Here is a 20,600-nt window from a genome sequence, read left to right as displayed (position 1 = left end):
CATGCGCACATTCGACGACTTCACGGTCGGCGAGGTGACGGAATTCCCGCCGCGTACCGTGAGCGAGGAAGAAATCATCGCCTTCGCTGCTGAATACGATCCGCAGCCGTTCCATATCGACCGCGAAGCGGCGGCCAAGACGCCCTATGGCGGCATCATCGCTTCCGGCTGGCATACCGCCGGCCTGATGATGCGCATGATGGTGGACAACATCCTGGAAGGTTCCACCTCGATGGGCTCGCCGGGCATCGATGAACTGCGCTGGATCCGTCCGGTGCGGCCGGGCGATACGCTGCATCTGCGCAGCACCGTCACGGCGATGAAGCCGTCGCAATCCAAGCCCGACCGCGGCGTGATTTCCACGCTGTATGAAATGCGCAACCAGAATGGCGACATGGTGCTGACCATGCGTGGCAAGGGCATGTATGGCCGCCGCAAGCCAGTCACTGGCACTGGCAACAGCGCGGGAGCTTGAGCATGCAGTATTACGAGGATGTGGAGATCGGCAAGCCGCGCGATACCGGCAGCCATACCTTCACCCAGGAAGCCATCATCCGCTTTGCGCGCCAATTCGATCCGCAGCCCTTCCATATCGATGTGGAAGCGGCGAAGCACTCGAATTTCGGCCAGCTGGTCGCGTCAGGCTGGCACACGGCCTCGACGGTGATGCGGCTGATCGTCGATTCCGCCGTCGATGTCGAAGCCAGCCTCGGCTCGCCGGGCTTCGATGACCTGACCTGGAAGAAGCCGGTGCGGCCCGGCGACACCATCCGCGCCCGCCTCACCTGCCAGGAAAAAACGCCGTCGAAAAGCCGCCCCGGCATCGGCTCGGGCCGCTTCCTGATCGAAGTGTTCAATCAGGACAACGAATTGATCATGACCATGATCAGCATCGGCCTGATGCGCATGCGCGGGGCGCCCGCAGCTTAACAGCCCGTCATGCCCGCGAAAGCGGGCATCCCATTTCAGCTCAAGGCAAATGGGACTCTCGCTTTCGCGAGAGTGACACTCCTTCTGGAATCCCCTCACTCCGCCGCGCGGGCAGCGCCGAGTTCGTCATCCCAGGCCTTGAGCGCGCGCGCCGCCGGGGCCACGCGGGCGGCTTCCGCTTCGTTCAGCCCCGTGAGCATCGGCAGCATCGGCCCGGTATCGGCGACACCACCAAGCGACACGGCATCATGCAGCACGCGGATCGGGTTGATCTCGTCGCGCAGATCCTCCAGCGGCATGAACTGTGCGCGCAGCGCCTCGGCGGCTGCGTCATCGCCGCGCTGGATCGCCCTGAGGATCGCCATCGAGCCGCGTGGGCTGAGGCAGACCGAGCCGGAGGTGAAGCTGGCGAGGCCGAAATGCCGCAGATGCTGGATCGCCGGCCGCTCGCCGATACCGCTCACCACCTTCGACTTGTCGACCTGCTGCAGGATACGGCGCAGGTAATCGTCGGCCAGGGTATCGGCGCGCACCACGGCATATTTCACCGAGACCAGCAGGCCGTCGCGGTCGAGCCGGCCGAGTTCCGCCGGGTCGATGTAATTGTCCGACTTGATGTAGACCACGATCGGCTTGCCCAGCGCCTCGGCCGCGCGGCGCAGCGCCAGGGCAACACCCGCCGGAGTCATCGGGAAGGTCATCGGCAGCGCCATGGCGGTGGGCAGGCGGCGCGACCGCAGCATCCTGGCCTGATCGATCAGCCGGCCATAATCCGGCCCGAAGGACGGCAGCAGCCAGGTATCCGGCCCCGCCGCCGCTTCCAGGAAGTCCAGCACCCGCTCATATTCGCTTAAGCCGATATGGTAGAAATTGGCATTGCCGCCATACATCAGCGTGCGCACGCCGCCGCCTTCCAGATGGCGGATCAGGGCGGTATTGGCGGCCTCGTTGAGGCTGAAATCGCCATTGCGCGCCAGCGGCGGCACCGCGATCACCGAACGGCTGAGGTCGGCCGGGGTTACCGGGCTCGTTTTCATTTCGTTTACTCCCCTTGAACGATACTATCCGGCCACAGGCCAGGGTCTGGACCCAGTAGGGACAGGTCCGTGACGTTGTGATTTTCTTGCCTGGCTAGGAGAAAGCCCGAAAGCGATGTGGTGCATCGGTGAGGGATTTCGACAACGCCAGGCAAGAAAAGCACATCGCCCGCAAGGGTTGGTCAGGGAAGGCCGCCGGATGTCGTCGCAAATCTTGCCCGTAGTCCCACTACGCGCTGCGATTTTCTCCTAACCGGCGGCCTTCCCTGACCAATCCCGGGCCTGTCCCTACTGGGTCCAGACCCTACCCTTCGCCCCTTATCGTTGCAAAGCAAAATGCCCCTGCCCTCGTCTGAAACCATCGCTGCCAAGGCCCACCTGCTGCCGCTGCTGCGCGCGGCTCTCAAGGCGGTGAACGGCCACCGTTTCGAAGAGGCGGAGAAGCTGATCGCATCGATCCTGGAGCAGGATCCGGGGATGGCCGATGCCGTGCATGCGCGGGCCCATATCGCCCTGGCGCGCGGCGACCTGGCCCAGGCCGAAGCCCTGGCACGTCAGGCCATCGCACTCGATTTCCACTATGAGAGCTACCACATCACCCTGTCGCAGGCGCTACTGGGCCAGCGCAAGCTGGAAGAGGCCAAGCAAAGCGCCGGCATTGCCCTGGGCCTCAACACCAAAAGCCCGGAAGCCTACATGGCGCTGGCCGAGGTGTTCCAGGCCGAGAACGACCTGCAGAGCGCGCACAACGTGCTGCGCCAGGGCAAGCAGTTCAATGTCGACCACCCGGAAATCCGCTGCCGGCTCGGCAACATCGAAGCCGCCCTCGGCAACATGGACATGGCGCTGACCTACTATCAGCAGGCCATGCTGGCGCGGCCGGACAATTCGCTCTACCGCATCCTCTATGCCCGCTCCTTGCGCAAGCGCCGGCTGAAGCGGCCGAACCCGACCCTGGTGGCAACGGTGCTGCCGCTGCTCGGCCAGCCCGGCGTGTCGCCGCGCGATCTCACCGGCATCATGGAAGGCGCCTTGATGCTTGATGGCGGCATCCAGTCGCTGCTCGGCGTCATGGACATGCCGACGGAACGGCTCGCCGGCATCATGGCGGCGCCGGAATTCCCCAGGCTAAGCGAGAACGAACTGCTGCTGCGCTGGCTGAAATTCGGCGAAGTGGTGCATCCCGGTCTGGAAAATCTCTGCGCAGCGCTGCGCCGTGCCGCGCTGTGGCTGGCGCTTGGCAAACCGGCTGCCCTGGCGGCGCATGTGGTCTGGCTCGATGCCCTGGCGGCGCGTAATTTCCACGCTGATTACCTGGATCCGGAAACGCCGGAGGAGCGCGAACGCCTCGCCATCCTGGACCGGCATCTCGCCGCCGTGATCGCCGCCGGGCAATTGCCCGATGCCGCGCATCTGGCGCTTTACGCCACCTACCGCCCGCTCTACCGCCGCGCCGATGCCGAAGCCCTGGCGGCCTTGCGCTGGCCCGGCAGCATCGCCGAACTGCGCCGCGTGCAGCTCGATGAACCGCTCTACGAACGTCAGCTCATTGCCACCCTGCCGAACGCAACGCCGATCGAGGATGCCACCAGCCTCCTGGTGCGCGAGATGTATGAGGAAAGCCCGTTCCCGCGCTGGAACCAGCCGATCATCGGGTTCAATGCCACCGTGGGGCAGATGGTGCGTTCGGCCTTGCCGCTGCAGCGCCTGCCGGGCACGAAGATCGACCACCCGGATGTGCTGGTGGCGGGCTGCGGCACCGGCATGCATGCCATCATCGCCGCCACCAACTACAGCAACTCGAAGGTGCTGGCGGTGGACCTGAGCCGTGCCAGCCTCGCCTATGGCAAGCGCAAGACGCTGGAACTCGGCATCAAGAACATCGAATTCGCCCAAGCCGATATCCTCAAGCTCGGGCAATTGCCGCAACGCTTCGACGTGATCGAGTGTTTCGGCGTGCTGCATCACATGCGCGAGCCTCTGGCCGGCCTCAAGCAGCTCGCCATGCTGCTCAAGCCCGATGGCTACATGATGCTGGGGCTGTACAGCGAGGTTGGCCGCCACGACGTGGTGCTCGCGCGCCAGTTGATCGCCGCGCATGGCTACAAGGATACGCTCGACGATATTCGCCGCTTCCGCGCCGACCTGCCGAAGCTGGATCCCGAACTCTGCACCCGCCTGCGCAATTCACTGGCCTTCTATAACCTGCCGGATTTCCGCGATCTGGTTTTCCATCGCCAGGAACACCGCTACTATCCGGAACAGCTTGGCGATCTGGCCCGCGATGCCGGCCTGCGCTTCCTCGGCTTCGATTTCTCCGAGCCGCAATTGCTGCGCAGCTATACCGCCGATTACCCGGACGACCCGCAGGCGGTGAATCTGAGCCACTGGACGGAATTCGAACGCAGGCATCCGAACATATTCTCCAACTGCTTCCGTTTCTGGCTCGACAAGCACGTCTAGCCAAGGCTGCTGCAGCATGCCATCGCCCATCGAACTAGCCGAATTGCAGCGCCGGGCCGACAGCGCCGCCAAGAGCGGCGATTTCGCCCAGGCCATCGCGCTGGCCGGTCAGGTGATCGCCGCCGATTTCCGCCAGCCGGCCAGCCATGTCACGCTGGGACAGGCGCAGCTTGCGCTGGGCGACCTTGCCGCCGCGCGCCAGAGCTTCGGCACGGCCCTGGTGCTGGACCAGAGCCGCATCGAGGCGCATCTCGGCCTGATCCGCACCAGCGCCGCCACCGGCGATCTCGCCACCACCCAGGCGCTGCTGGCCAATGCCCTGCAACTGGCGCCCGGCCATGGCGAACTGCGCTTCCAGGCCGGCCTGCTGCTGCAACAGCTGCGCAACCCCGTGGGCGCGGTGCAGAATTACGCCCTGGCCTTGCGCGCCGATCCGCAGAGCCAGCGTTACCGCATCGCCTTCTCCAGTTCGCTGCAAGGCATGCGGCTGCCAAAGCCAGATGCCGGGCTGATCGAGCTGATCCTGCCGCTGCTGGGCGAACCCGGCATTGATCCGCACTGGATCAACGGCATCGTCGAGCCGGCCCTGCTGCACGATCCGCGCCTGGCGCGGCTGCTGCCGCCGGCAGATGCCGCCGCGCCCGATCTGCCCATCGGGCTGGAAGCGGATGACTTTCCGGCGCTGGGCGAGATGCGGCTGCTGCTGGCCTGGCTGAGCCATGGCTTCACCTCCGAGCCAAGGCTGGAGCAGGTTTACACCCTGCTGCGCCGCGCCGCCCTGCCGCTGGCATTGCATCGCCCTGAAGCCCTGACCCGCCATCGCCGCTGGCTGGCGGCATTGGCGCTGCGCAATTTCCTCGCTGAATATGTCGATGCGGAAAGCGATGCGGAACAGGCCGGGCTTGCCGGGCTGGATGCCCTGATCGCTCAGGATATCGCGGCGGAAAAATTGCCCGCGCCGGAACGCCTGCTGCTCTATGGTTGCTACCGGCCGCTGGCCGGCCGCGACGATGCCGCCAATCTGGCCGTGCTCGATTGGCCCATGGAGCTTGCCGAACTGAAACGGCGCCAGCTGGATGAACCCCTGGCCGAGCGCCGCATCGCGGCGGCGCTGCCGGCCTATACCGCGATTGACGACGCGGTGAGCCAGACCGTGCGCGAGATGTATGAGGAAAGCCCGTTCCCGCGCTGGGATCAGCCCCTGCTGCCGCCGAGCCAGACGGTGGCGATGCGGCTGCGTTCAAGGCTGCCACGGTGCAAGCTGCCACCGCTGGAGATCGACGCGCCGCGCGTGCTGATCGCCGGCAGCGGCACCGGCATGCAGGCGATCATTGCCGCCCTGGCCTATCACCGTTGCGACGTGCTGGCGCTGGACCTCAGTCGCGCCAGCCTGGCCTATGGCAAGCGCAAGGCGGATGAACTGGGCTTCAGCAATATCCGCTTCGGCCAGGCCGATATCCTCAAAGTGGGTCAACTGCAAGACCGCTTCGATGTGATCGAATCCTTCGGCGTGCTGCATCACATGCGCGATCCCGCCGCCGGGCTGGCGCAGCTGGTGCAACTGCTCAAGCCGGGCGGTGTCATGCTGCTGGGACTGTATAGCGAAGTGGCGCGGCGCGACGTGGTGGCGGCGCGTGACTTGATCGCCCGCTGCGGCTTCGGTGACTCGCCTGCCGAAATCCGCCGCTTCCGCGCCGAGGTTGAACAACTCGACCCGGTGCTTGGCGGCCGGCTCAAGCATTTCTCCGCCTTCCACGCCATGAGTGACCTGCGTGACCTGCTATTCCATCGCCAGGAGCACCGCTACACGCCACAGCAGCTCGGCGAACTGATCGCCGGCAGCGGCCTCCGCTTCCTCGGCTTTGACCTGCAGCAGCCCGGTATGCTAGAGGCATATGCTGCCGCCTACCCGGAGGATACCGAATGTCTCGATTTCGCCCATTGGGCTGAATTCGAGCAGCAGCATCCTTCGCTTTTCGCCAATTGCTTTCGGTTCTGGCTCCACAAGCCTTTGTCATGACCACGACATCGCCATCTCTCCGCCTGACCTGGCGCGGCGCGCTGGAAGGCGCCCGCGTCTCCGCCGCCCTGGTGCCGGGCGTGTTCATTTATGCCGTCGCCTTCGGCGTGCTGGCGCGCACGGCGGAAACCGGCCTCACCGCCGCCTTCCTGATGAGCGCGCTGGTTTTCACCGGCTCCGGCCAGGTGGTGTCGTTGCAGCTCTGGCATGCGCCCTTCCCGATCCTGGCCATGCTGGCCACCATCTTCGCCATGAATGCGCGCTATGTGCTGATGAGCGCCTCGCTGCGCCCGGCCCTGGCCGGCATGCCGGCAAGCCACGCCTATACCAGCCTGTTCATGCTCGGCGATGGCAACTGGATCATGGCGATGCGCATGCATGCCCAGGGCAACCTGGAAGGCGGCTTCCTGTTCGGCAGCGGCGCGGCGCAGTATCTGGTCTGGTGCGCCGGCACGGTGCTGGGCTATCTCGCCGGCAGCCTGCTCGGCTCGCCGAAAGCCCTGGGCCTGGATTTCCTGCTCACCGCCTTCTGCACGGCGATGGCGGTGGCGATGTGGAAAGGCCGCGACGATGCCTGGCCTTTGCTGGTCGGCGGCGGCAGCGCCATCCTGGCGGCGCAGGTGATTCCCGGGCAGTGGTATATCGTGATCGGCGCCATCAGTGGCAGCGTGTTCGGTGCCTTCTGGAAAACCCGCAAACAGGCGCAAGCCAATGTCTGAGGGATTGATACTGGGGCTGATTTCCACCGAGGCCATGGCTGCCATCCTGGCGATGGCGGGCATGTCGTATTTCTGCCGCGCCAGCGGCTTCTGGATGATGCGCTTCGTCAAGCCCAGCCCCTGGGTGGAAGCCTGGCTGCAATCAATCCCGATGGCGATCATGGGCGCGATCCTGGCGCCGGTGGCGATCAAGGCCGGCTGGCCGGAAATCGGCGGCTTCGCCGCCGCCTTCCTCACCATGCGCTACACCGGCCGTGACATGGTCGGCGCACTCGCCGGCGTCGCCGTGGTCGCCATCCTGCGCGCGCTGCTGGGCTGAATTCACGATACGGCAGATCAGAAATGGGATTCCCGCCTGCGCGGGAATGACACCGCCTTTTTTTGTCACTCTCGCGAAAGCGAGAGTCCCATTTTAGCACAGCAGATCGTCATAGAGATCGCGCCATTCCGGGTTAGCCGACTGAATCAGATCAATCTTCCAGGCCCGGCGCCATTGTTTGAGATGTTTCTCACGCGCGATGGCCAGGCTGATATCCTCGTGGGCTTCAACGAACACCAACCACTTCAAGCCATACCGCCTGGTGAAACCATCGACCAAGCCTTCGCGGTGCTCATAGACACGGCGCGCGATATCACTGGTCACACCGATATACAGCGTGCCATAGGGCTTGTCCGTGACGATGTAGACCCAGCCTGATGTCATCGAAATAAAGCATAAATGGGACCCTCGCGTGCGCGAGGGTGACAAAAGAGAAAAGCAGAACTACAGCCCAGCCTAGCTCCGCCTCCCTTCCTTTGTCACCCTCGCGCACGCGAGGGTCCCATTTAAATGCAAAAACCTACACCCCTGCCGACGAAGCGTGGCCTGCCGCCGGGCCGAACAGTTTGAAGATGGCGCTGGCGGTGTAGACCGGCGTGTCTCCGGCGGTAAGCTCCACCGTGAGATAGCACAGCGAGCGCGTTGCCTTGACGATGCGCGGGCGTGCTTCCACCCAGGCGCCGGGACTGGCCGGGCTGAAGAAATTCGAGGTCATCGATACGGTGGCGCAGACGCGGCCGAGATTGGCGATGATGTATTGTCCGCAGATCGTGTCGGCGAAGGCGAACAGCACGCCGCCATGCATCACGCCGTTGACATTGCCATGATGCGCCACGGTCTTGAAACCGTAGATGAACTGCTCACCATCGCGGCGCAGATAGAACGGGCCGATCAGGCCGACAAAGCCGCTCTTGATCGCCAGCAGCTCGAAGCCCTGCGGCGCGACAAAATCATCCATGCTTACGCCACCCGCTTATGAGAAGGCCGCCTCGGCGGTCATCGCCAGCATGCCTTCATGGTCGCGGATCCACAAGGCCAGGCCGCCCTCCGCCGCTGCCTTGGCGCAGAGCACGAATTCCTGGCCGTCGATCACCGGGCGGCGGCCCCGGAAGCTGAAGCGCGCCATGCGGCTTTGCGGCCTGAGCGCGCGGGCATAATCGCAGAGTAGCGTGGCTAGCAACGGACCATGCACCACAAGGCCGCCATAGCCTTCCACGTCGCGCGCATAATCGCGGTCGTAATGGATGCGGTGGCCGTTGAAGGTCAGCGCCGAATAGCGGAACAGCAAAGTGGCATCGGCCAAGAAAGCCTGCTCATGCTCTTGATCTGTCGGCGCAGCTTCCGGCGTCGTCTGGCTGTTGCCATCCTCGCGATAGACGATGTCATGCCGGTCGGTGACGCAGAGGCGGCCCGAGGCATCGCTGATCTCCTGCCGCACGGTGACGAAGACCAGGCCGCCGCTGCGGCCATGCTTCTCGCTCACCGCCTCGATCACGGCGCGGCGCGTCGCCGGCTGATCCAGCGGCAGGTCATGGTGGAAGTCTAGCCGGCTGCCGGCCCACATGCGGCGTGCCGGGCGGCCCCAATGGGCGCCAACATCAGGCAGGAAGCCACCGAGCCTGGGATGGCCGTCGCGGCCCAGGCCAGAGCGCGGTGCGATCACCCAGAAGCTGAGCCAGTGGCGCAGCAAAGGCATCGGCGCGCCGGCCGTGAACAGCGCGCCATCGCGGTCCAATGCTGCTTCCAGCGCCCGCACCGGTTCTGAGCGCAGCACATCCGTGGCGCTTTCTTCGCGCCCGACCCAATCGTTGAGAGTCATTGCAGGCTTCGGTCCCTGGCTCAGCTATGGCGGATCTTGCCGACCGCCTCGCGCAGCAGCAGGTAGACCTTGCCGATATCAGCGGTGACAAAGGCGGAGGTTAGCAATTCCTCATGCTCCACGCCCTTGGCACCGGCCAGCACGCGCTCGAACTCGGCCAGGTAGCGGTCGATATAATCGCGGAACTCGTTCTCGCTCTCGTATTTGGCCTTGATCTTGTCGAGGTCGCGCTGGTCGATCAGCTTGCGGGTGAACAGGCCGCGCTCGCCCTTGTAGTAGCGGCGCCACAGGTCTTCCGACAGGTCGCGGTTCAGCAGCCGGGTGATATCGATGGCCAGCGAATTCAGATGCCCGGTGATGAAGGCGGCGGTCTTGAGGAACTGCTCGCCACGGAAGGCGGCAGTCGCCTTGCGCAGGGCTTCGGCTTCCACGCCGGCGGTGTGCGCTGCTTCAGCCAGGGCTGCGGCATCGGCCTTCAGGCTGGCTTCGGCAGCTGCCGCCTCGCTGGCCGCCTTGGCCGCCGCCGAGGACAGTTCCTGCGCCCGCTTGGACAGCACGTCGGCGGTTTCCGCCGCACGCGCCGTGGCGCGATCGGTAACGGCAGAGAATTCCGTCGCCGTGCGGGCCATGCGTTCGTTGATCTCGGCCACCTTCTCGGAGGCGCGGCCGGCGCGGGCATCCACGTCGTCGGCATGGCGGCGGAAACCATCGCTCATGCGGTCGGTCTGCTTCATCGCATCCTCGACCACGCTGGCAAGCTCGCGGGTGCGGTTGCGCAACGTCTCGGAGGCATCATCGATGCGGCCCGAAGCGGTGCCGACCGCCAGATTGATCTCGCGGGCGCGGGCATCGAAGGTGGTGCCGACCTGGGCGATGCGGGCCACCGCTTCGTCGGAAACGCGGCCAACCTCGTGCGCCTGGCGGCGCAGGCTGTCGCCGATATGCGCGGTCTTGGCGGCGGCGGTGTCGGAGGCTTCGGAAAGCTCCTGCACGCGGCCACGGAAATTCTCGCGGATGGTTTCGGCCTGGCGATTGAGTTCGCGCGACAGGTCGGTGAGTGCCTCGGCCTGATCGTGGATGGTATCGCGCAGATCGAGCGTGCGGCCGACCACGGCCTGCGCCGCATCGGAAAGCTCCTCGCTGCGCGCCTTGGCGGTATCGCCGGCCATGTCGAGATTGACCTTGGCGCGTTCGGCGGTGACGCCGAGCGCCTCGGCTTCGTCCTTGGCCTTGGCACTGAGATTGACCAGCGAGGCGCTCTGGGCATCGGCGCGCTCGGCCAGTTGCACCATGGCTTCAGCGACGCGCTGCGACAGATCGGAAAGATCGCGCGCGCGGGCCTGGGCGGTGGAGCCGGCAAGCTGCGCTTCCATGGCGGCACGTTCGGCGCTGGCGGACAGCGCCTGGGCCTGCACTTGAGCGGATTCAGCCACCTGATGCAGGCGCTGCGCCGCGCGTTCGGCGGCGGTCTGCAATTGCAGCGCATCCTGGCCGGCACTGTCGCCGGCGGCACGCAGGCGCTGCGCGGTGCGCTGGGCCGCCTGATCCAGACCATCGACCTGCTCGCGCACTTCGCTGCCGGTATCGGCCAGGCGCTTGGTGATATCGCCCACGGTTTCTTCCAGCATCTCGGCATGGCGGCGCAGCAGGCCGCCGGCCTCGCCCACCTGCTCGTGGCTGCGCTGCGTCGCCTGCGCCAGCAGCTGGTTGGCCTGGGTCATGGTTTCCTGCACGCTGGCCGCCATGGCAATGGCTTCGCGGCCGGCCTGGGCCAGGCTTTCAACGCGGTGCTTGATTATCTCATCGGCCTGGCCGGCCTTGCCGAGCGCGGAAGCGGCGGCATGATCCAGCGCCTGGGCGCGGCTCTGCATCGCATCGCCGATCTGCAATGCCTTGTCGGCAAGCTGCTGCAACGTGGCGGAGAGGCCATTGCCTTCGCGGCGCAGGCTGTCGCCGGCAGCGGCGAAACGCTGATCCGCCAGTTCGGCGGCATGGGCCAGCTGATCGGTCTGATGCCGCACCAGATCGCCAGTCAGGCGCAGGCGCTGCTCGGCCTGGGTCGCGGTCTCGGCAAAAGTCTCGGCCTGACGGCTGGCGGAAGCGGCCGCCGCATCCAGCGCCTGGGTGCGGGTGCGCATGTCATCGCTGGCATTGCGCAGCCGTTCGGCAACGCGGCCGCCCTGGTCGTCGAGCTGGCCGACTTCGGAACGCACCACTTCGCCGACATCGCGCAGGCGGGTGATGGCGGTGGAGGTGGTCTGCTCCATCTCGCGGATGCGCTCGCGCAGCACGGTGCCGGCGGCTTCCGCCGTCTCGATGGCGCGCTTGGTGGCCGACTGGAAGGAAGACGTCTCGCGGCCGAAGCTGTCGCCCGCCGCCTGGGCGCGGGCCACCGTAAGTTCGGCAGCCGAGGTCAGCTTGTGCGCGGTATCGGCGAAGCTGCCGCCGATCTGCTCGGCCTGGCCGGAGGCGCGCAAAACCGCCTGTTCCAGCGCCGTGATCTTCTGCTCCAGCTGCGCCGAAATCGCCTGCGCCACTTCGGCCGCGCGCTGCACGGCGGCATCCATCAATTCGCCATGCTTGCGCGAGAGTTCATCGACGCGGTCATTCTGGAACTGGATCGACGAGGTGATACGGCTGATTTCCTGCGCCTTGCCCTGGAAGATGCCGCGCGCGGTCTCGACTTCGCGCACGATCACATCGGCGGCCTGCAACAGCACCTGCGCCTGGGTGGTGACGGTGTGGCCGATGCCGGAAACCTTGGCCTCGACTTCCTGGCCGACCTGTTCGGCGGCCTTGAGCAGCACGCCGGACTGTTCCTCGAAACGGCCGGCAATGCCCTTCACGGTGCCATCGAGTTCGCCCGAAAGCTGATCCGCCACGGCGATGATCTGCTTCTGCGCATTGGAGAGCGTGCGGCTCAGGTCCTTGGCGCGTTCGGCGATGGCGGCATCGATATTCTGCACGGTGCCGACCAGCGCATCCTGCTGGCTGGCCATGGCCTGGCCGAGCTGCATCACCTTGTCGGTGGCGCCCTGGGCGGCCTCTTCCATCTCGCGCGACTGGCGGCGCAGCGCATTGGCCAAAGCCGAGACGCGGCGTTCGGCTTCCGGCGTCGGATAGGTCAGATCGAGCAGGATCTGGTGCAGCACGGCGCCCTGCTGCTTCACCGTGGTGCCGCGCCACAGGTTCATCAGCGCCAGCCACAGGAAGGCCAGCGGGGCCGCAACACCGGCGATGAAGGCACCGATCTCATGCGGCAGAGCCTGCCACAGATTGCCCCAGCCGATGGAAATCTGGATGTAGCTGGCGCAGAGCGCGAGCCAGAACAGGCTGATCCCGGCGCCGGCCAGCACCAGCAGGCGGCGCTGGCGCTCCAGTTTCGGCAGGCCGATCAGCTCGTTGGCCTCGGCCTCCGCCCGGTCATGCGCGCCCTGCGACGCCGCCGCTTGCGCCGCCGCCGCCATGTCTGCCCGCGGATGTTTGATCAACATGCCAGAATCTCCCCGCCATTGCCGGATTTCGGCTGCCCCCATTGAAGCACCAAATACCGGCCGCGCAACAACTTGCACAGGTCTGCCTATCCTGCACCCTAGGGGGCAATGGTTAATGGCTGGTGAGCAAGGGGATTAATGGCAGGTGGACAGGCCGCCAGCCCCCCCGATTCATGCCGAGCAACTTCAGCCTGTTTCGCCCTGTGGATAAATCCGGCAAGTCACGCGAGCGCCAGGGGTAAAGCGGCTCGCCCTGACGGTGCATTTTTCCCAAATCTTGATCTTATCCCCGGCTTTCACTGCATCCACATGACCATGATTTTGCACTGCGGAGAATGCTGCGACACGCAGTAAAATGGGGCCGCCCACGCATCGGCGTTGTGGTCAACAGGATTTTTTGCAGGAATGTTTCATACATCCTGTTGACCGTTCGTTAAGAGTGGCTACCATATCTAGTGTTCGTCGGGGATGTGCCGAGTGGGGCGCCGCGACTGCCTGAAAGACCCGGGAAACCGGTCTGGCAGGCAAGGCAAGGTGAGCGCGGCAAGGTGCACTCATCGGCGAACAAAAGATCAAGATTTAGTGCTGGCTGATCCAGCGAAAACGACATCGCATTTTGCGCTGGGGGGCTGATTCTGAATCGGCCAGGCGGAATAAGAAAGGGGAACCAACCGTGCTGAACACGCTGCAGACCGAACGTGGCATTCGCATCGAGATGGACCGCCAGCGCGACCGCCTGCTGACCGATTTCGGCAAGGCGACGCTGGATGACCGCTATCTGCTGCCCGGCGAGAGCTACCAGGACCTGTTCGCCCGCGTGGCCAGCCACTATGCCGACGACACGGCGCATGGCCAGCGGATGTATGACTACATCTCCAAGCTCTGGTTCATGCCGGCCACCCCGGTGCTGTCGAATGGCGGCACCAATCGCGGCCTGCCGATCTCCTGCTTCCTCAACGAAGCCAATGACAGCCTGGATGGCATCGTCGGCCTGTGGAACGAGAATGTCTGGCTGGCGGCGCGCGGTGGCGGCATCGGCAGCTACTGGGGCAACCTGCGCTCGATCGGCGAGAAGGTCGGTCAGAACGGCAAGACCTCGGGCATCATCCCGTTCATCCGCGTGATGGACAGCCTCACGCTGGCGATCTCTCAAGGGTCGCTGCGCCGTGGCTCGGCCGCCTGCTACCTGCCGGTGGACCATCCGGAAATCGAGGAATTCATCGAGATCCGCCGCCCCACCGGCGGCGACCCGAACCGCAAGGCGCTGAACCTGCATAACGGCCTGCTGATCTCGGATGCCTTCATGCGCGCCGTGGAGAAGGACGAGGAATGGGCGCTGCTCAGCCCGCATGACCGCACGGTGCAGAAGACCGTGTCGGCGCGCGCGCTGTGGATCCGCATCCTCACCGCCCGCATCGAGACCGGCGAGCCCTACATCGTCAACATCGACCATGTGAACCGCGCCCTGCCCGAGCATCACAAGCTGGCCGGCCTGCGCGTCAAGACCTCCAATCTCTGCTCCGAGATCACGCTGCCGACCGGTGTGGATCATCATGGCCAGCAGCGCACGGCGGTCTGCTGCCTCTCGTCGCTCAATCTCGAATACTTCCATGACTGGAAGGACGCGCCGAACTTCATCGAGGATTGCCTGCGCTTCCTCGACAACGTGCTGGAAGATTTCATCAAGACCGCACCGGACAGCATGTCCCGCGCCCGCTATGCGGCGCAGCGCGAGCGTTCGGTCGGCCTCGGCGTGATGGGCTTCCATTCCTTCCTGCAGGCCAATGGCGTGCCGTGGGAAAGCGTGATGGCCAAGGTGTGGAACCGCACCATCTTCAAGCATGTGAAGGAGCAGGCCGACGCCGCTTCCCGCGCGCTGGCGGAAGAGCGCGGCCCCTGCGAGGATGCCAAGGAATACGGCATCATGGAGCGGTTCTCGCACAAGATCGCGATTGCGCCGACTGCCTCGATCTCGATCATCGCCGGCGGCGCTTCGCCCGGCATCGAGCCGAATGTGGCCAATGCCTTCACGCACAAGACCCTCTCGGGTTCCTTCTCCGTGCGCAGCCCGCATCTGGAAAAGCTGCTGGAGACCTACGGCAAGAATGACGAGGAAACCTGGTCGTCGATCACCGTGAATGATGGCTCGGTGCAGCATCTCGACTTCCTCAGCGACGACGACAAGGCGGTGTACAAGACCGCCTTCGAACTCGACCAGCGCTGGCTGATCGATCTCGCCGCCGACCGCACGCCCTATATCTGCCAGGCGCAGAGCCTGAACATCTTCCTGCCGGCCAATGTGCATAAGCGCGATCTGCACCAGATCCACTTCCAGGCCTGGAAGAAGGGCGTGAAGAGCCTCTATTACTGCCGCTCGCTGTCAATCCAGCGCGCCGAGAAGGTTTCCGGCCAGACCGTCGTGTCCGGCCAGGCAATGCCGGCAACAGCGCCCGCCACGGTGATGACCATGGCGATCCCGGTGGTTGGCCGCATCAACGAAGGCGAGCGCCCGCAAGGCGATCTGGCCGTAGTTGAAGCCGAATTGCCGTTGGAAATGGCCCAGGCCGGCAACGGCCCGCGCGAAGCGGTGAATTACGAGGAATGCCTCGCCTGCCAGTAAGCGGCGCAGCCTGCTTTTAGCGAAACGGCCCGGGAGCAATCCCGGGCCGTTTCTCGTTCAGCGGCCTACCTCTTTTAGCGGCTTACTTCTTCTCTTGCGGTTGGAATTTCAGCGCCACGCCGTTCATGCAATAGCGGTCGCCGGTGGGCTGCGGCCCATCGGGAAAGACATGGCCGAGATGGCCGCCGCATTTGGCGCAGAGCACTTCGGTGCGGCGCATGAAATGGCTGTTATCCTCGGCTGTCGCCACCGCGCCATCCTTGGCCTGGTAGAAACTTGGCCAGCCGCAGCCGCTGTCGAACTTGGTATCGGAGTCAAACAGCGTCGAACCGCAGCCGGCGCAAAGGAACTGGCCGGCGCGCTTCTCGTGATTGAGCGGGCTGGTATAGGGCCGTTCGGTGGCGGCATGGCGCAGCACCTGATAGGCGGCGGCATCCAGCCGCTGGCGCCATTCGGCATCCTCAAGCTGGATCGGAAACGTCTTCTTGTCGTGGTCGGCCATCGGCGCCCTCCTGCTGCTCCCAGCATATAGGGCGCCGGTGCCGGCAGTTAAGCCTCGGCTTCGTCCTCGCCCCAGCTGCGCCACAGGCTCAGGATCGACACCGCCATCAGCGCCAGGCCGAAGCCGAGATGCGGCAGCGCCGCCTGTGGTACGCGGTAGAAGCTGAGCAGCCAGGGCGCCAGCACCAGCCAGGCGCCGAGGCCGAGCGTGAACCAGCCCTCCCAGCGATCCTGCAGGGTGAGCGTGAGTCCGGCGAGCGCGAAGACCAGCATGCCGATGATGACGCTGTTCATGGTGGCGCCGCCGAGCCCGGTGAAGCCGAAGCTCCAGGGCGCGAGGCCAATGGCAACGCCGAGCGCCAGGGTCGTCCAGGCCTCCCAGGGCAGGCGTGCCTTGCGCGGCTGCGTGTGATGCAGGCCGACGCCGCGATGGTCGAAGCGATGAGGGAAGGAATGCAGTTTCGATAGCTGGCCCATGACGCACCTCCAGATGCAACATTCCGGGGGAATACTTCCCCCAGGGTCTGGCAACGGCGGTTCAGGCTCCCCCAGCCACGCCCCGCGAGCGCTGCCGGCAATGTGAGATATGACTCCCGATCACGGCAAAATCGTGGTGCAAGCGTGACTTGTTCGTGGGCGAAGCGGACTGCCGTGTGCCCAGCGGTTGCCGCCAAGGCCGGAATCAACCAATTAGTGGCCATTTTTCCACTCTAACTAGTCGCCATTTGCCGTGGTTTGACCGCCATGTCAGCCATTTTCCACTGACGCCGCCAGTAATCGAAAAGAAGTAGCAGGCCACTGAAAATTACTCAAACAAGAAAGAGAACTCTGCTGCAGCCGTGCGCCTCAGATAATCCACAATCCTGGCATCGTCCTCACTAGACTTGCTGTGCTCGGTATAATGCAGATAGTAGTTCTCACCCTTGTGCTTGGCGAAAATCAGCCAGTCCCCCGTGACGCCTTTGTCAAAGCGATACCAAAAGGGCTTATCAATAAACCCAGTCGTTAAGTCGCGGATAAAATCATCCGAGACTTCGTCATGCTTGCTGAAAACATCAGCAATCATTCGGTCAAGCCGACTGTTGCCCTGCTCCTCAATCGGCAGGTGCTGCTTATTGAGTAAACCCCAATGGGCGCCGAGATTGCCGACGACATGCCGGGGCATGAAAACGTGCTTGTGCCATAGCGGCGTGAGCGGTGGATGCAAAAACATGTCGGCCGGACGCCGGGTCGACGACGGAGCTAAACCTTCAAGGGCATCCATCTCCATAATGATGATGTCATCTTCGTTGCGGGACCGCCGGATTTCCAAAAGTAGGAGGCAAAAACTGAGGCTGACGCGGTCGATATAAGGACGGTCCTCTAAAACAAGCCGCTTCAGCTGACGTTGCTGCTCCGCGTCTAGGCTCACCATATTTGGCGTCTGCTCAATCATATGACTCAAGTCCTGGTTTTGGATTCTTGCTAGGCTGTAGTTGCGGTGATGACTCGCGCTGACTCAAACTCTTTGAATAGCGAGATTTCTGTCGCTAGGGCGCTATGAATATTTACGTACCGACACAGACCGGCTGGCCAGCCTATGAGTCCGAACACTCTGTAGCATCGGGAGACCAAGTTCTTGGCGGATAACCTGACTAGGTGGCGAATGACACCGCCCCAGGGTGTGATCGCCGTCATCAAAATTTAGCTTATTCAAAATTAAATTGTACGCTATTTATTTTCCTGTCAGACAGCAACGGCCTCGAACCTTTAGTAACCCCATCCCGGGCCACCAACAGGAGACTGACCATGACCCCGCTTTACACCACCACTGCCACTGCCACCGGCGGCCGTTCGGGCCGCGTCACCTCGGCCGATGGCATCATCGACATGACGCTGGCGATGCCGAAGGAACTCGGCGGCCCGGGCAATGCCGCCAATCCGGAAACCTTCTTCGCCTCGGGCTATGCCGCCTGCTTCCAGGGCGCGCTGGGCCTGGTGGCCCGCGGCAAGGGCATCACCCTGCCGGCCGGCAACACGGTCACCGTGACCATCGGCATCGGCAAGGATGAGACCAGCTTCGGCCTGAATGCGGCCATCGTTGTGCATCTGCCGGGCCTGGACCAGGCCACCGCCGACGCACTGGCCCATGGCGCGCATCAGGTCTGCCCGTATTCCAAGGCGACCCGTGGCAATATCGACGCCACCGTGAAGGCGACGGTCTAAATCCACACTCCGACCCACGATACGCGCCGGGCTTCTTGCGGAGCCCGGCGCCAATCGGGGAGGCTATAGCCATGTCCGCCGATTCCAATCTCAAGCTCGATGCCCAGCTCTGCTTCGCGCTCTATGCCGCGTCCAATGCCATGACCCGGCTGTATCGCGACAAGCTGGAACCGCTCGGCCTCACCTATCCGCAGTATCTGGTGCTGCTGGTGCTGTGGGAGCAGGACGGGCTGCCCGGGCCTGGACTCACGGTCAAGCAGCTCGGCGAACGGCTGCATCTCGATTCCGGCACCCTCACCCCGATGCTCAAGCGCATGGAACAGGCCGGCCTGCTGACCCGCCAGCGCGATACCCAGGACGAGCGCCAGGTGCGCATTGCCTTGACCCAGGCGGGCCGGGACCTGAAAGCCGGCGTGGCGGAGATGAAACAGGGGCTTGCCTGCCTGCTGCCTCTGCCCGGCCGCGACATTGCCCGGTTGCGCACTGAATTACAGGGACTTGCGGCTGCCTTGCACAGCCTGCCCCCAGGGCAATCCCCAGCCTAATCCCCTGGGTAATCCCCCGGGTAATCCACAGGCTTATCCGCAAGATTTTGCGCAAGTGCGCTTCTACCACACAATATGTTGCGCCCAGAGGCCGGCTTCGCTAGTCTCCCCCGAACACGCCGCCACGGGGATTCCATCATGCCGCTTCTCGACGCCAAACCGGTCTACAAGCCCTTCCAGTATCCTTGGGCTTACGAGGCCTGGATGACGCAGCAGCGCGTGCATTGGCTGCCCGAGGAAGTGCCGCTGGCCGATGACGTGAAGGACTGGCAGAAGAAGCTGACGCCGGGCGAGAAGAATCTGCTGACGCAGATTTTCCGCTTCTTCACCCAGGCCGATGTGGAAGTCTCCAACTGCTACATGAAGCATTACGCGCGGGTGTTCAAACCCACCGAAGTGCAGATGATGCTGGCCGCCTTCGCGAATATGGAGACGGTGCATATCGCCGCCTATTCGCATCTGCTCGATACCATCGGCATGCCCGAAGAAGAATACTCGGCCTTCCTCCGCTACAAGGAGATGAAGGACAAGTACGACTACATGCAGCAGTTCGGCGTCGAGACCAAGGCCGATATCGCCAAGACCCTGGCGGTATTCGGCGCCTTCACGGAAGGGCTGCAGCTCTTCGCCAGCTTCGCCATCCTGCTGAACTTCCCGCGCTTCAACAAGATGAAGGGCATGGGCCAGATCGTGTCGTGGTCGGTGCGCGATGAAACGCTGCACACCAACTCGATCATCCGCCTGTTCCGCACCTTCGTTGAGGAGAACCCGGAAGTCTGGACCGAGGAATTCCAGCGTGACCTCTATGTCTGCTGCTCCACCATCGTCGATCACGAGGATGCCTTCATCGACCTCGCCTTCGAACTCGGCGGCGTGCAGGGCCTCTCGGCTGAAGACGTGAAGAACTACATCCGCTGGACCGCCGACCGCCGCCTGCTGCAGCTCAACCTGCAACCGATGTACCGCATCGCCAAGAATCCGCTGCCCTGGCTGGATGCGATCCTCAACGGCGTCGAGCACACCAACTTCTTCGAAAACCGCGCCACGGAATATTCCAAGGCCTCGACCCAGGGCAACTGGGAAGACGCTTTCGCATAAGCCTGAGCGCATTGCCACCAAACGAAAAAGGGCCGCATCTGCGGCCCTTTTTTTGTGTCTGCTGTTGCGCGGCTCTACGCCAAAACATCCACGAGCAGAGCGGCAAGGTCCGGGGTAATTCAGTCTTGCGGCGGATCGAAAAACACTACACCGCTGGGAGCGATGCCCTCATCTGAGTGCCCATAAGTGAGTGACAATAGCCTACAATGACCTAGGGCGTTCCAGAATAGCTCTTAAGGTTCACAAAAATACGGGCAATATCATCATTGAAGCTTGAATAATAATTTGCAAATTCAATGCAATCAGTGAGACGGAGTTAACGCCCAAGCTCTCAAATATAAATACATTGGAGATCAGTTTATAATTGATAAGTGTCCCCACAGCCCACACAATCACAAACGAATAAATTGCACCTTCAAAAAACAAATGATTGAGAAAAATCATCAGCAAGCATGCCAAGGCCGTAGTGGCAGAAACAACAACTGCACTTTTATATATACTCTTGAGTGAAAGCAGGCTTGTTCTCCTCAAGAGCATTACAAGCCCCAAAGACCATACCAATGCTGCAGCGACTAGCTTCCATGGAGTTTGAAAAAAGCTCCGATCAGTGGAAAATTCTACTTTTCCAAATTGCCACAACATGTCGTTTAACAAACTCGAAATAGCGAGCCATAGGCAAGCTGACACAAGCAATGCCGCGCTCGGTGCAATACGCAGCATCACAACTCTGAAATTGCCGTAATGGGGTACATTATCTCTGCCCACCCTCCCCAAAGTCTCCCGCCCTGCGTCTAGGTCCACGATCACCGCGAACGGAAGCATTATCCGCG

Annotated in this window: 19 protein-coding genes; 10 read left to right on the top strand and 9 right to left on the bottom strand. The window is 63.4% G+C overall.

Annotation, left to right across the window (positions count from 1 at the left end):
• The first annotated feature begins 1 nt into the window (after position 1).
• Positions 2 to 475 carry a MaoC family dehydratase gene (locus ACQY7X_RS15375; RefSeq protein WP_428246293.1) on the top strand — a complete coding sequence of 158 codons (474 nt, stop codon included), beginning with the start codon at positions 2 to 4 and terminating at the stop codon, positions 473 to 475.
• A 2-nt stretch (positions 476 to 477) separates the two neighbouring features.
• Positions 478 to 930 carry a MaoC family dehydratase gene (locus ACQY7X_RS15370; protein ID WP_428246292.1) on the top strand — a complete coding sequence of 151 codons (453 nt, stop codon included), beginning with the start codon at positions 478 to 480 and terminating at the stop codon, positions 928 to 930.
• Positions 931 to 1,025: 95 nt separating this feature from the next.
• Here the strand turns inward: ACQY7X_RS15370 and ACQY7X_RS15365 are convergent, their stop codons facing one another.
• The gene (locus ACQY7X_RS15365) at positions 1,026 to 1,967 is read right to left on the bottom strand and encodes a dihydrodipicolinate synthase family protein (protein WP_428246291.1); all 942 of its coding nucleotides are present in this window, start codon (positions 1,965 to 1,967) and stop codon (positions 1,026 to 1,028) included.
• Between the two features lie 336 nt (positions 1,968 to 2,303).
• On the opposite strand from ACQY7X_RS15365, the gene ACQY7X_RS15360 reads away from it, so the two are divergent.
• Genes ACQY7X_RS15360 through ACQY7X_RS15345 form a run of 4 tightly spaced genes read left to right on the top strand, consistent with a single transcriptional unit; the run spans position 2,304 to position 7,488 of the window.
• Entirely contained in the window at positions 2,304 to 4,430 is a 2,127-nt protein-coding gene (locus ACQY7X_RS15360) for a methyltransferase domain-containing protein (RefSeq protein WP_428246290.1), read from the top strand.
• 16 nt (positions 4,431 to 4,446) lie between these two features.
• Entirely contained in the window at positions 4,447 to 6,450 is a 2,004-nt protein-coding gene (locus tag ACQY7X_RS15355; protein WP_428246289.1) for a methyltransferase domain-containing protein, read from the top strand.
• Positions 6,447 to 7,169, top strand: a complete 723-nt coding sequence (locus ACQY7X_RS15350) for an AzlC family ABC transporter permease (RefSeq protein ID WP_428246288.1) — start codon at positions 6,447 to 6,449, stop codon at positions 7,167 to 7,169. Before ACQY7X_RS15355 ends, ACQY7X_RS15350 begins: the two co-directional genes overlap by 4 nt.
• Complete coding sequence (locus tag ACQY7X_RS15345) at positions 7,162 to 7,488, top strand: AzlD family protein (protein WP_428246287.1); 327 nt, start codon at positions 7,162 to 7,164, stop codon at positions 7,486 to 7,488. The genes ACQY7X_RS15350 and ACQY7X_RS15345 overlap by 8 nt, the downstream gene beginning before the upstream one ends.
• A gap of 93 nt (positions 7,489 to 7,581) precedes the next feature.
• Here the strand turns inward: ACQY7X_RS15345 and ACQY7X_RS15340 are convergent, their stop codons facing one another.
• The 4 genes from ACQY7X_RS15340 to ACQY7X_RS15325 form a co-directional block, all read right to left on the bottom strand.
• Positions 7,582 to 7,872, bottom strand: coding sequence for a GIY-YIG nuclease family protein (locus ACQY7X_RS15340; protein WP_428246286.1), 291 nt, complete (start codon positions 7,870 to 7,872; stop codon positions 7,582 to 7,584).
• A gap of 136 nt (positions 7,873 to 8,008) precedes the next feature.
• Positions 8,009 to 8,446 (bottom strand): PaaI family thioesterase, encoded by a 438-nt coding sequence (locus ACQY7X_RS15335; protein WP_428246285.1) that lies wholly within the window; start codon positions 8,444 to 8,446, stop codon positions 8,009 to 8,011.
• 15 nt (positions 8,447 to 8,461) lie between these two features.
• Entirely contained in the window at positions 8,462 to 9,307 is an 846-nt protein-coding gene (locus ACQY7X_RS15330; RefSeq protein WP_428246284.1) for an acyl-CoA dehydrogenase, read from the bottom strand.
• Between the two features lie 20 nt (positions 9,308 to 9,327).
• A complete protein-coding gene (locus tag ACQY7X_RS15325) occupies positions 9,328 to 12,801 on the bottom strand; it encodes a hypothetical protein (RefSeq protein WP_428246283.1) in 3,474 nt (1,157 codons plus the stop codon).
• A gap of 715 nt (positions 12,802 to 13,516) precedes the next feature.
• Here ACQY7X_RS15325 and ACQY7X_RS15320 point away from each other — a divergent pair.
• Positions 13,517 to 15,421 (top strand): ribonucleoside-diphosphate reductase subunit alpha, encoded by a 1,905-nt coding sequence (locus ACQY7X_RS15320; RefSeq protein WP_428250067.1) that lies wholly within the window; start codon positions 13,517 to 13,519, stop codon positions 15,419 to 15,421.
• Positions 15,422 to 15,503: 82 nt separating this feature from the next.
• Here ACQY7X_RS15320 and msrB read toward each other — a convergent pair whose 3' ends face one another.
• The 3 genes from msrB to ACQY7X_RS15305 all read right to left on the bottom strand — a co-directional run bounded on the left by msrB (position 15,504) and on the right by ACQY7X_RS15305 (position 17,357).
• Positions 15,504 to 15,923 (bottom strand): peptide-methionine (R)-S-oxide reductase MsrB, encoded by a 420-nt coding sequence (msrB, locus tag ACQY7X_RS15315; protein ID WP_428246282.1) that lies wholly within the window; start codon positions 15,921 to 15,923, stop codon positions 15,504 to 15,506.
• 47 nt (positions 15,924 to 15,970) lie between these two features.
• Positions 15,971 to 16,399 carry an SPW repeat protein gene (locus tag ACQY7X_RS15310; protein WP_428246281.1) on the bottom strand — a complete coding sequence of 143 codons (429 nt, stop codon included), beginning with the start codon at positions 16,397 to 16,399 and terminating at the stop codon, positions 15,971 to 15,973.
• 328 nt (positions 16,400 to 16,727) lie between these two features.
• Complete coding sequence (locus ACQY7X_RS15305) at positions 16,728 to 17,357, bottom strand: hypothetical protein (protein ID WP_428246280.1); 630 nt, start codon at positions 17,355 to 17,357, stop codon at positions 16,728 to 16,730.
• A gap of 353 nt (positions 17,358 to 17,710) precedes the next feature.
• Here ACQY7X_RS15305 and ACQY7X_RS15300 point away from each other — a divergent pair, with 353 nt between their 5' ends.
• The 3 genes from ACQY7X_RS15300 to ACQY7X_RS15290 all read left to right on the top strand — a co-directional run bounded on the left by ACQY7X_RS15300 (position 17,711) and on the right by ACQY7X_RS15290 (position 19,770).
• Positions 17,711 to 18,127 carry an organic hydroperoxide resistance protein gene (locus ACQY7X_RS15300; protein ID WP_428246279.1) on the top strand — a complete coding sequence of 139 codons (417 nt, stop codon included), beginning with the start codon at positions 17,711 to 17,713 and terminating at the stop codon, positions 18,125 to 18,127.
• 71 nt (positions 18,128 to 18,198) lie between these two features.
• Positions 18,199 to 18,672: a MarR family winged helix-turn-helix transcriptional regulator gene (locus ACQY7X_RS15295; protein WP_428246278.1), complete on the top strand. Its 474-nt coding sequence runs from the start codon at positions 18,199 to 18,201 to the stop codon at positions 18,670 to 18,672.
• Between the two features lie 138 nt (positions 18,673 to 18,810).
• On the top strand, positions 18,811 to 19,770 hold the full coding sequence (locus ACQY7X_RS15290) for a ribonucleotide-diphosphate reductase subunit beta (protein ID WP_428246277.1): 960 nt from the start codon (positions 18,811 to 18,813) through the stop codon (positions 19,768 to 19,770).
• A 240-nt stretch (positions 19,771 to 20,010) separates the two neighbouring features.
• Here the strand turns inward: ACQY7X_RS15290 and ACQY7X_RS15285 are convergent, their stop codons facing one another.
• Complete coding sequence (locus tag ACQY7X_RS15285) at positions 20,011 to 20,490, bottom strand: hypothetical protein (RefSeq protein WP_428246276.1); 480 nt, start codon at positions 20,488 to 20,490, stop codon at positions 20,011 to 20,013.
• Positions 20,491 to 20,600: the final 110 nt, after the last annotated feature.

This window comes from Ferrovibrio sp. (assembly GCF_965278975.1).
In the GTDB taxonomy this organism is placed as follows: domain Bacteria; phylum Pseudomonadota; class Alphaproteobacteria; order Ferrovibrionales; family Ferrovibrionaceae; genus Ferrovibrio.
Note: the sequence above shows the minus strand (reverse complement) of the source record. Positions and strands in the feature narration are given on the sequence as shown.

Coding starts and splice junctions, on each gene's coding strand:
- ACQY7X_RS15375 (WP_428246293.1), top strand. CDS start 2: ATGCGCACATTCGACGACTTCACGGTCGGCGAGGTGACGGAATTCCCG.
- ACQY7X_RS15370 (WP_428246292.1), top strand. CDS start 478: ATGCAGTATTACGAGGATGTGGAGATCGGCAAGCCGCGCGATACCGGC.
- ACQY7X_RS15365 (WP_428246291.1), bottom strand. CDS start 1,967: ATGAAAACGAGCCCGGTAACCCCGGCCGACCTCAGCCGTTCGGTGATC.
- ACQY7X_RS15360 (WP_428246290.1), top strand. CDS start 2,304: ATGCCCCTGCCCTCGTCTGAAACCATCGCTGCCAAGGCCCACCTGCTG.
- ACQY7X_RS15355 (WP_428246289.1), top strand. CDS start 4,447: ATGCCATCGCCCATCGAACTAGCCGAATTGCAGCGCCGGGCCGACAGC.
- ACQY7X_RS15350 (WP_428246288.1), top strand. CDS start 6,447: ATGACCACGACATCGCCATCTCTCCGCCTGACCTGGCGCGGCGCGCTG.
- ACQY7X_RS15345 (WP_428246287.1), top strand. CDS start 7,162: ATGTCTGAGGGATTGATACTGGGGCTGATTTCCACCGAGGCCATGGCT.
- ACQY7X_RS15340 (WP_428246286.1), bottom strand. CDS start 7,872: ATGACATCAGGCTGGGTCTACATCGTCACGGACAAGCCCTATGGCACG.
- ACQY7X_RS15335 (WP_428246285.1), bottom strand. CDS start 8,446: ATGGATGATTTTGTCGCGCCGCAGGGCTTCGAGCTGCTGGCGATCAAG.
- ACQY7X_RS15330 (WP_428246284.1), bottom strand. CDS start 9,307: ATGACTCTCAACGATTGGGTCGGGCGCGAAGAAAGCGCCACGGATGTG.
- ACQY7X_RS15325 (WP_428246283.1), bottom strand. CDS start 12,801: ATGTTGATCAAACATCCGCGGGCAGACATGGCGGCGGCGGCGCAAGCG.
- ACQY7X_RS15320 (WP_428250067.1), top strand. CDS start 13,517: ATGGACCGCCAGCGCGACCGCCTGCTGACCGATTTCGGCAAGGCGACG.
- msrB (WP_428246282.1), bottom strand. CDS start 15,923: ATGGCCGACCACGACAAGAAGACGTTTCCGATCCAGCTTGAGGATGCC.
- ACQY7X_RS15310 (WP_428246281.1), bottom strand. CDS start 16,399: ATGGGCCAGCTATCGAAACTGCATTCCTTCCCTCATCGCTTCGACCAT.
- ACQY7X_RS15305 (WP_428246280.1), bottom strand. CDS start 17,357: ATGATTGAGCAGACGCCAAATATGGTGAGCCTAGACGCGGAGCAGCAA.
- ACQY7X_RS15300 (WP_428246279.1), top strand. CDS start 17,711: ATGACCCCGCTTTACACCACCACTGCCACTGCCACCGGCGGCCGTTCG.
- ACQY7X_RS15295 (WP_428246278.1), top strand. CDS start 18,199: ATGTCCGCCGATTCCAATCTCAAGCTCGATGCCCAGCTCTGCTTCGCG.
- ACQY7X_RS15290 (WP_428246277.1), top strand. CDS start 18,811: ATGCCGCTTCTCGACGCCAAACCGGTCTACAAGCCCTTCCAGTATCCT.
- ACQY7X_RS15285 (WP_428246276.1), bottom strand. CDS start 20,490: ATGCTGCGTATTGCACCGAGCGCGGCATTGCTTGTGTCAGCTTGCCTA.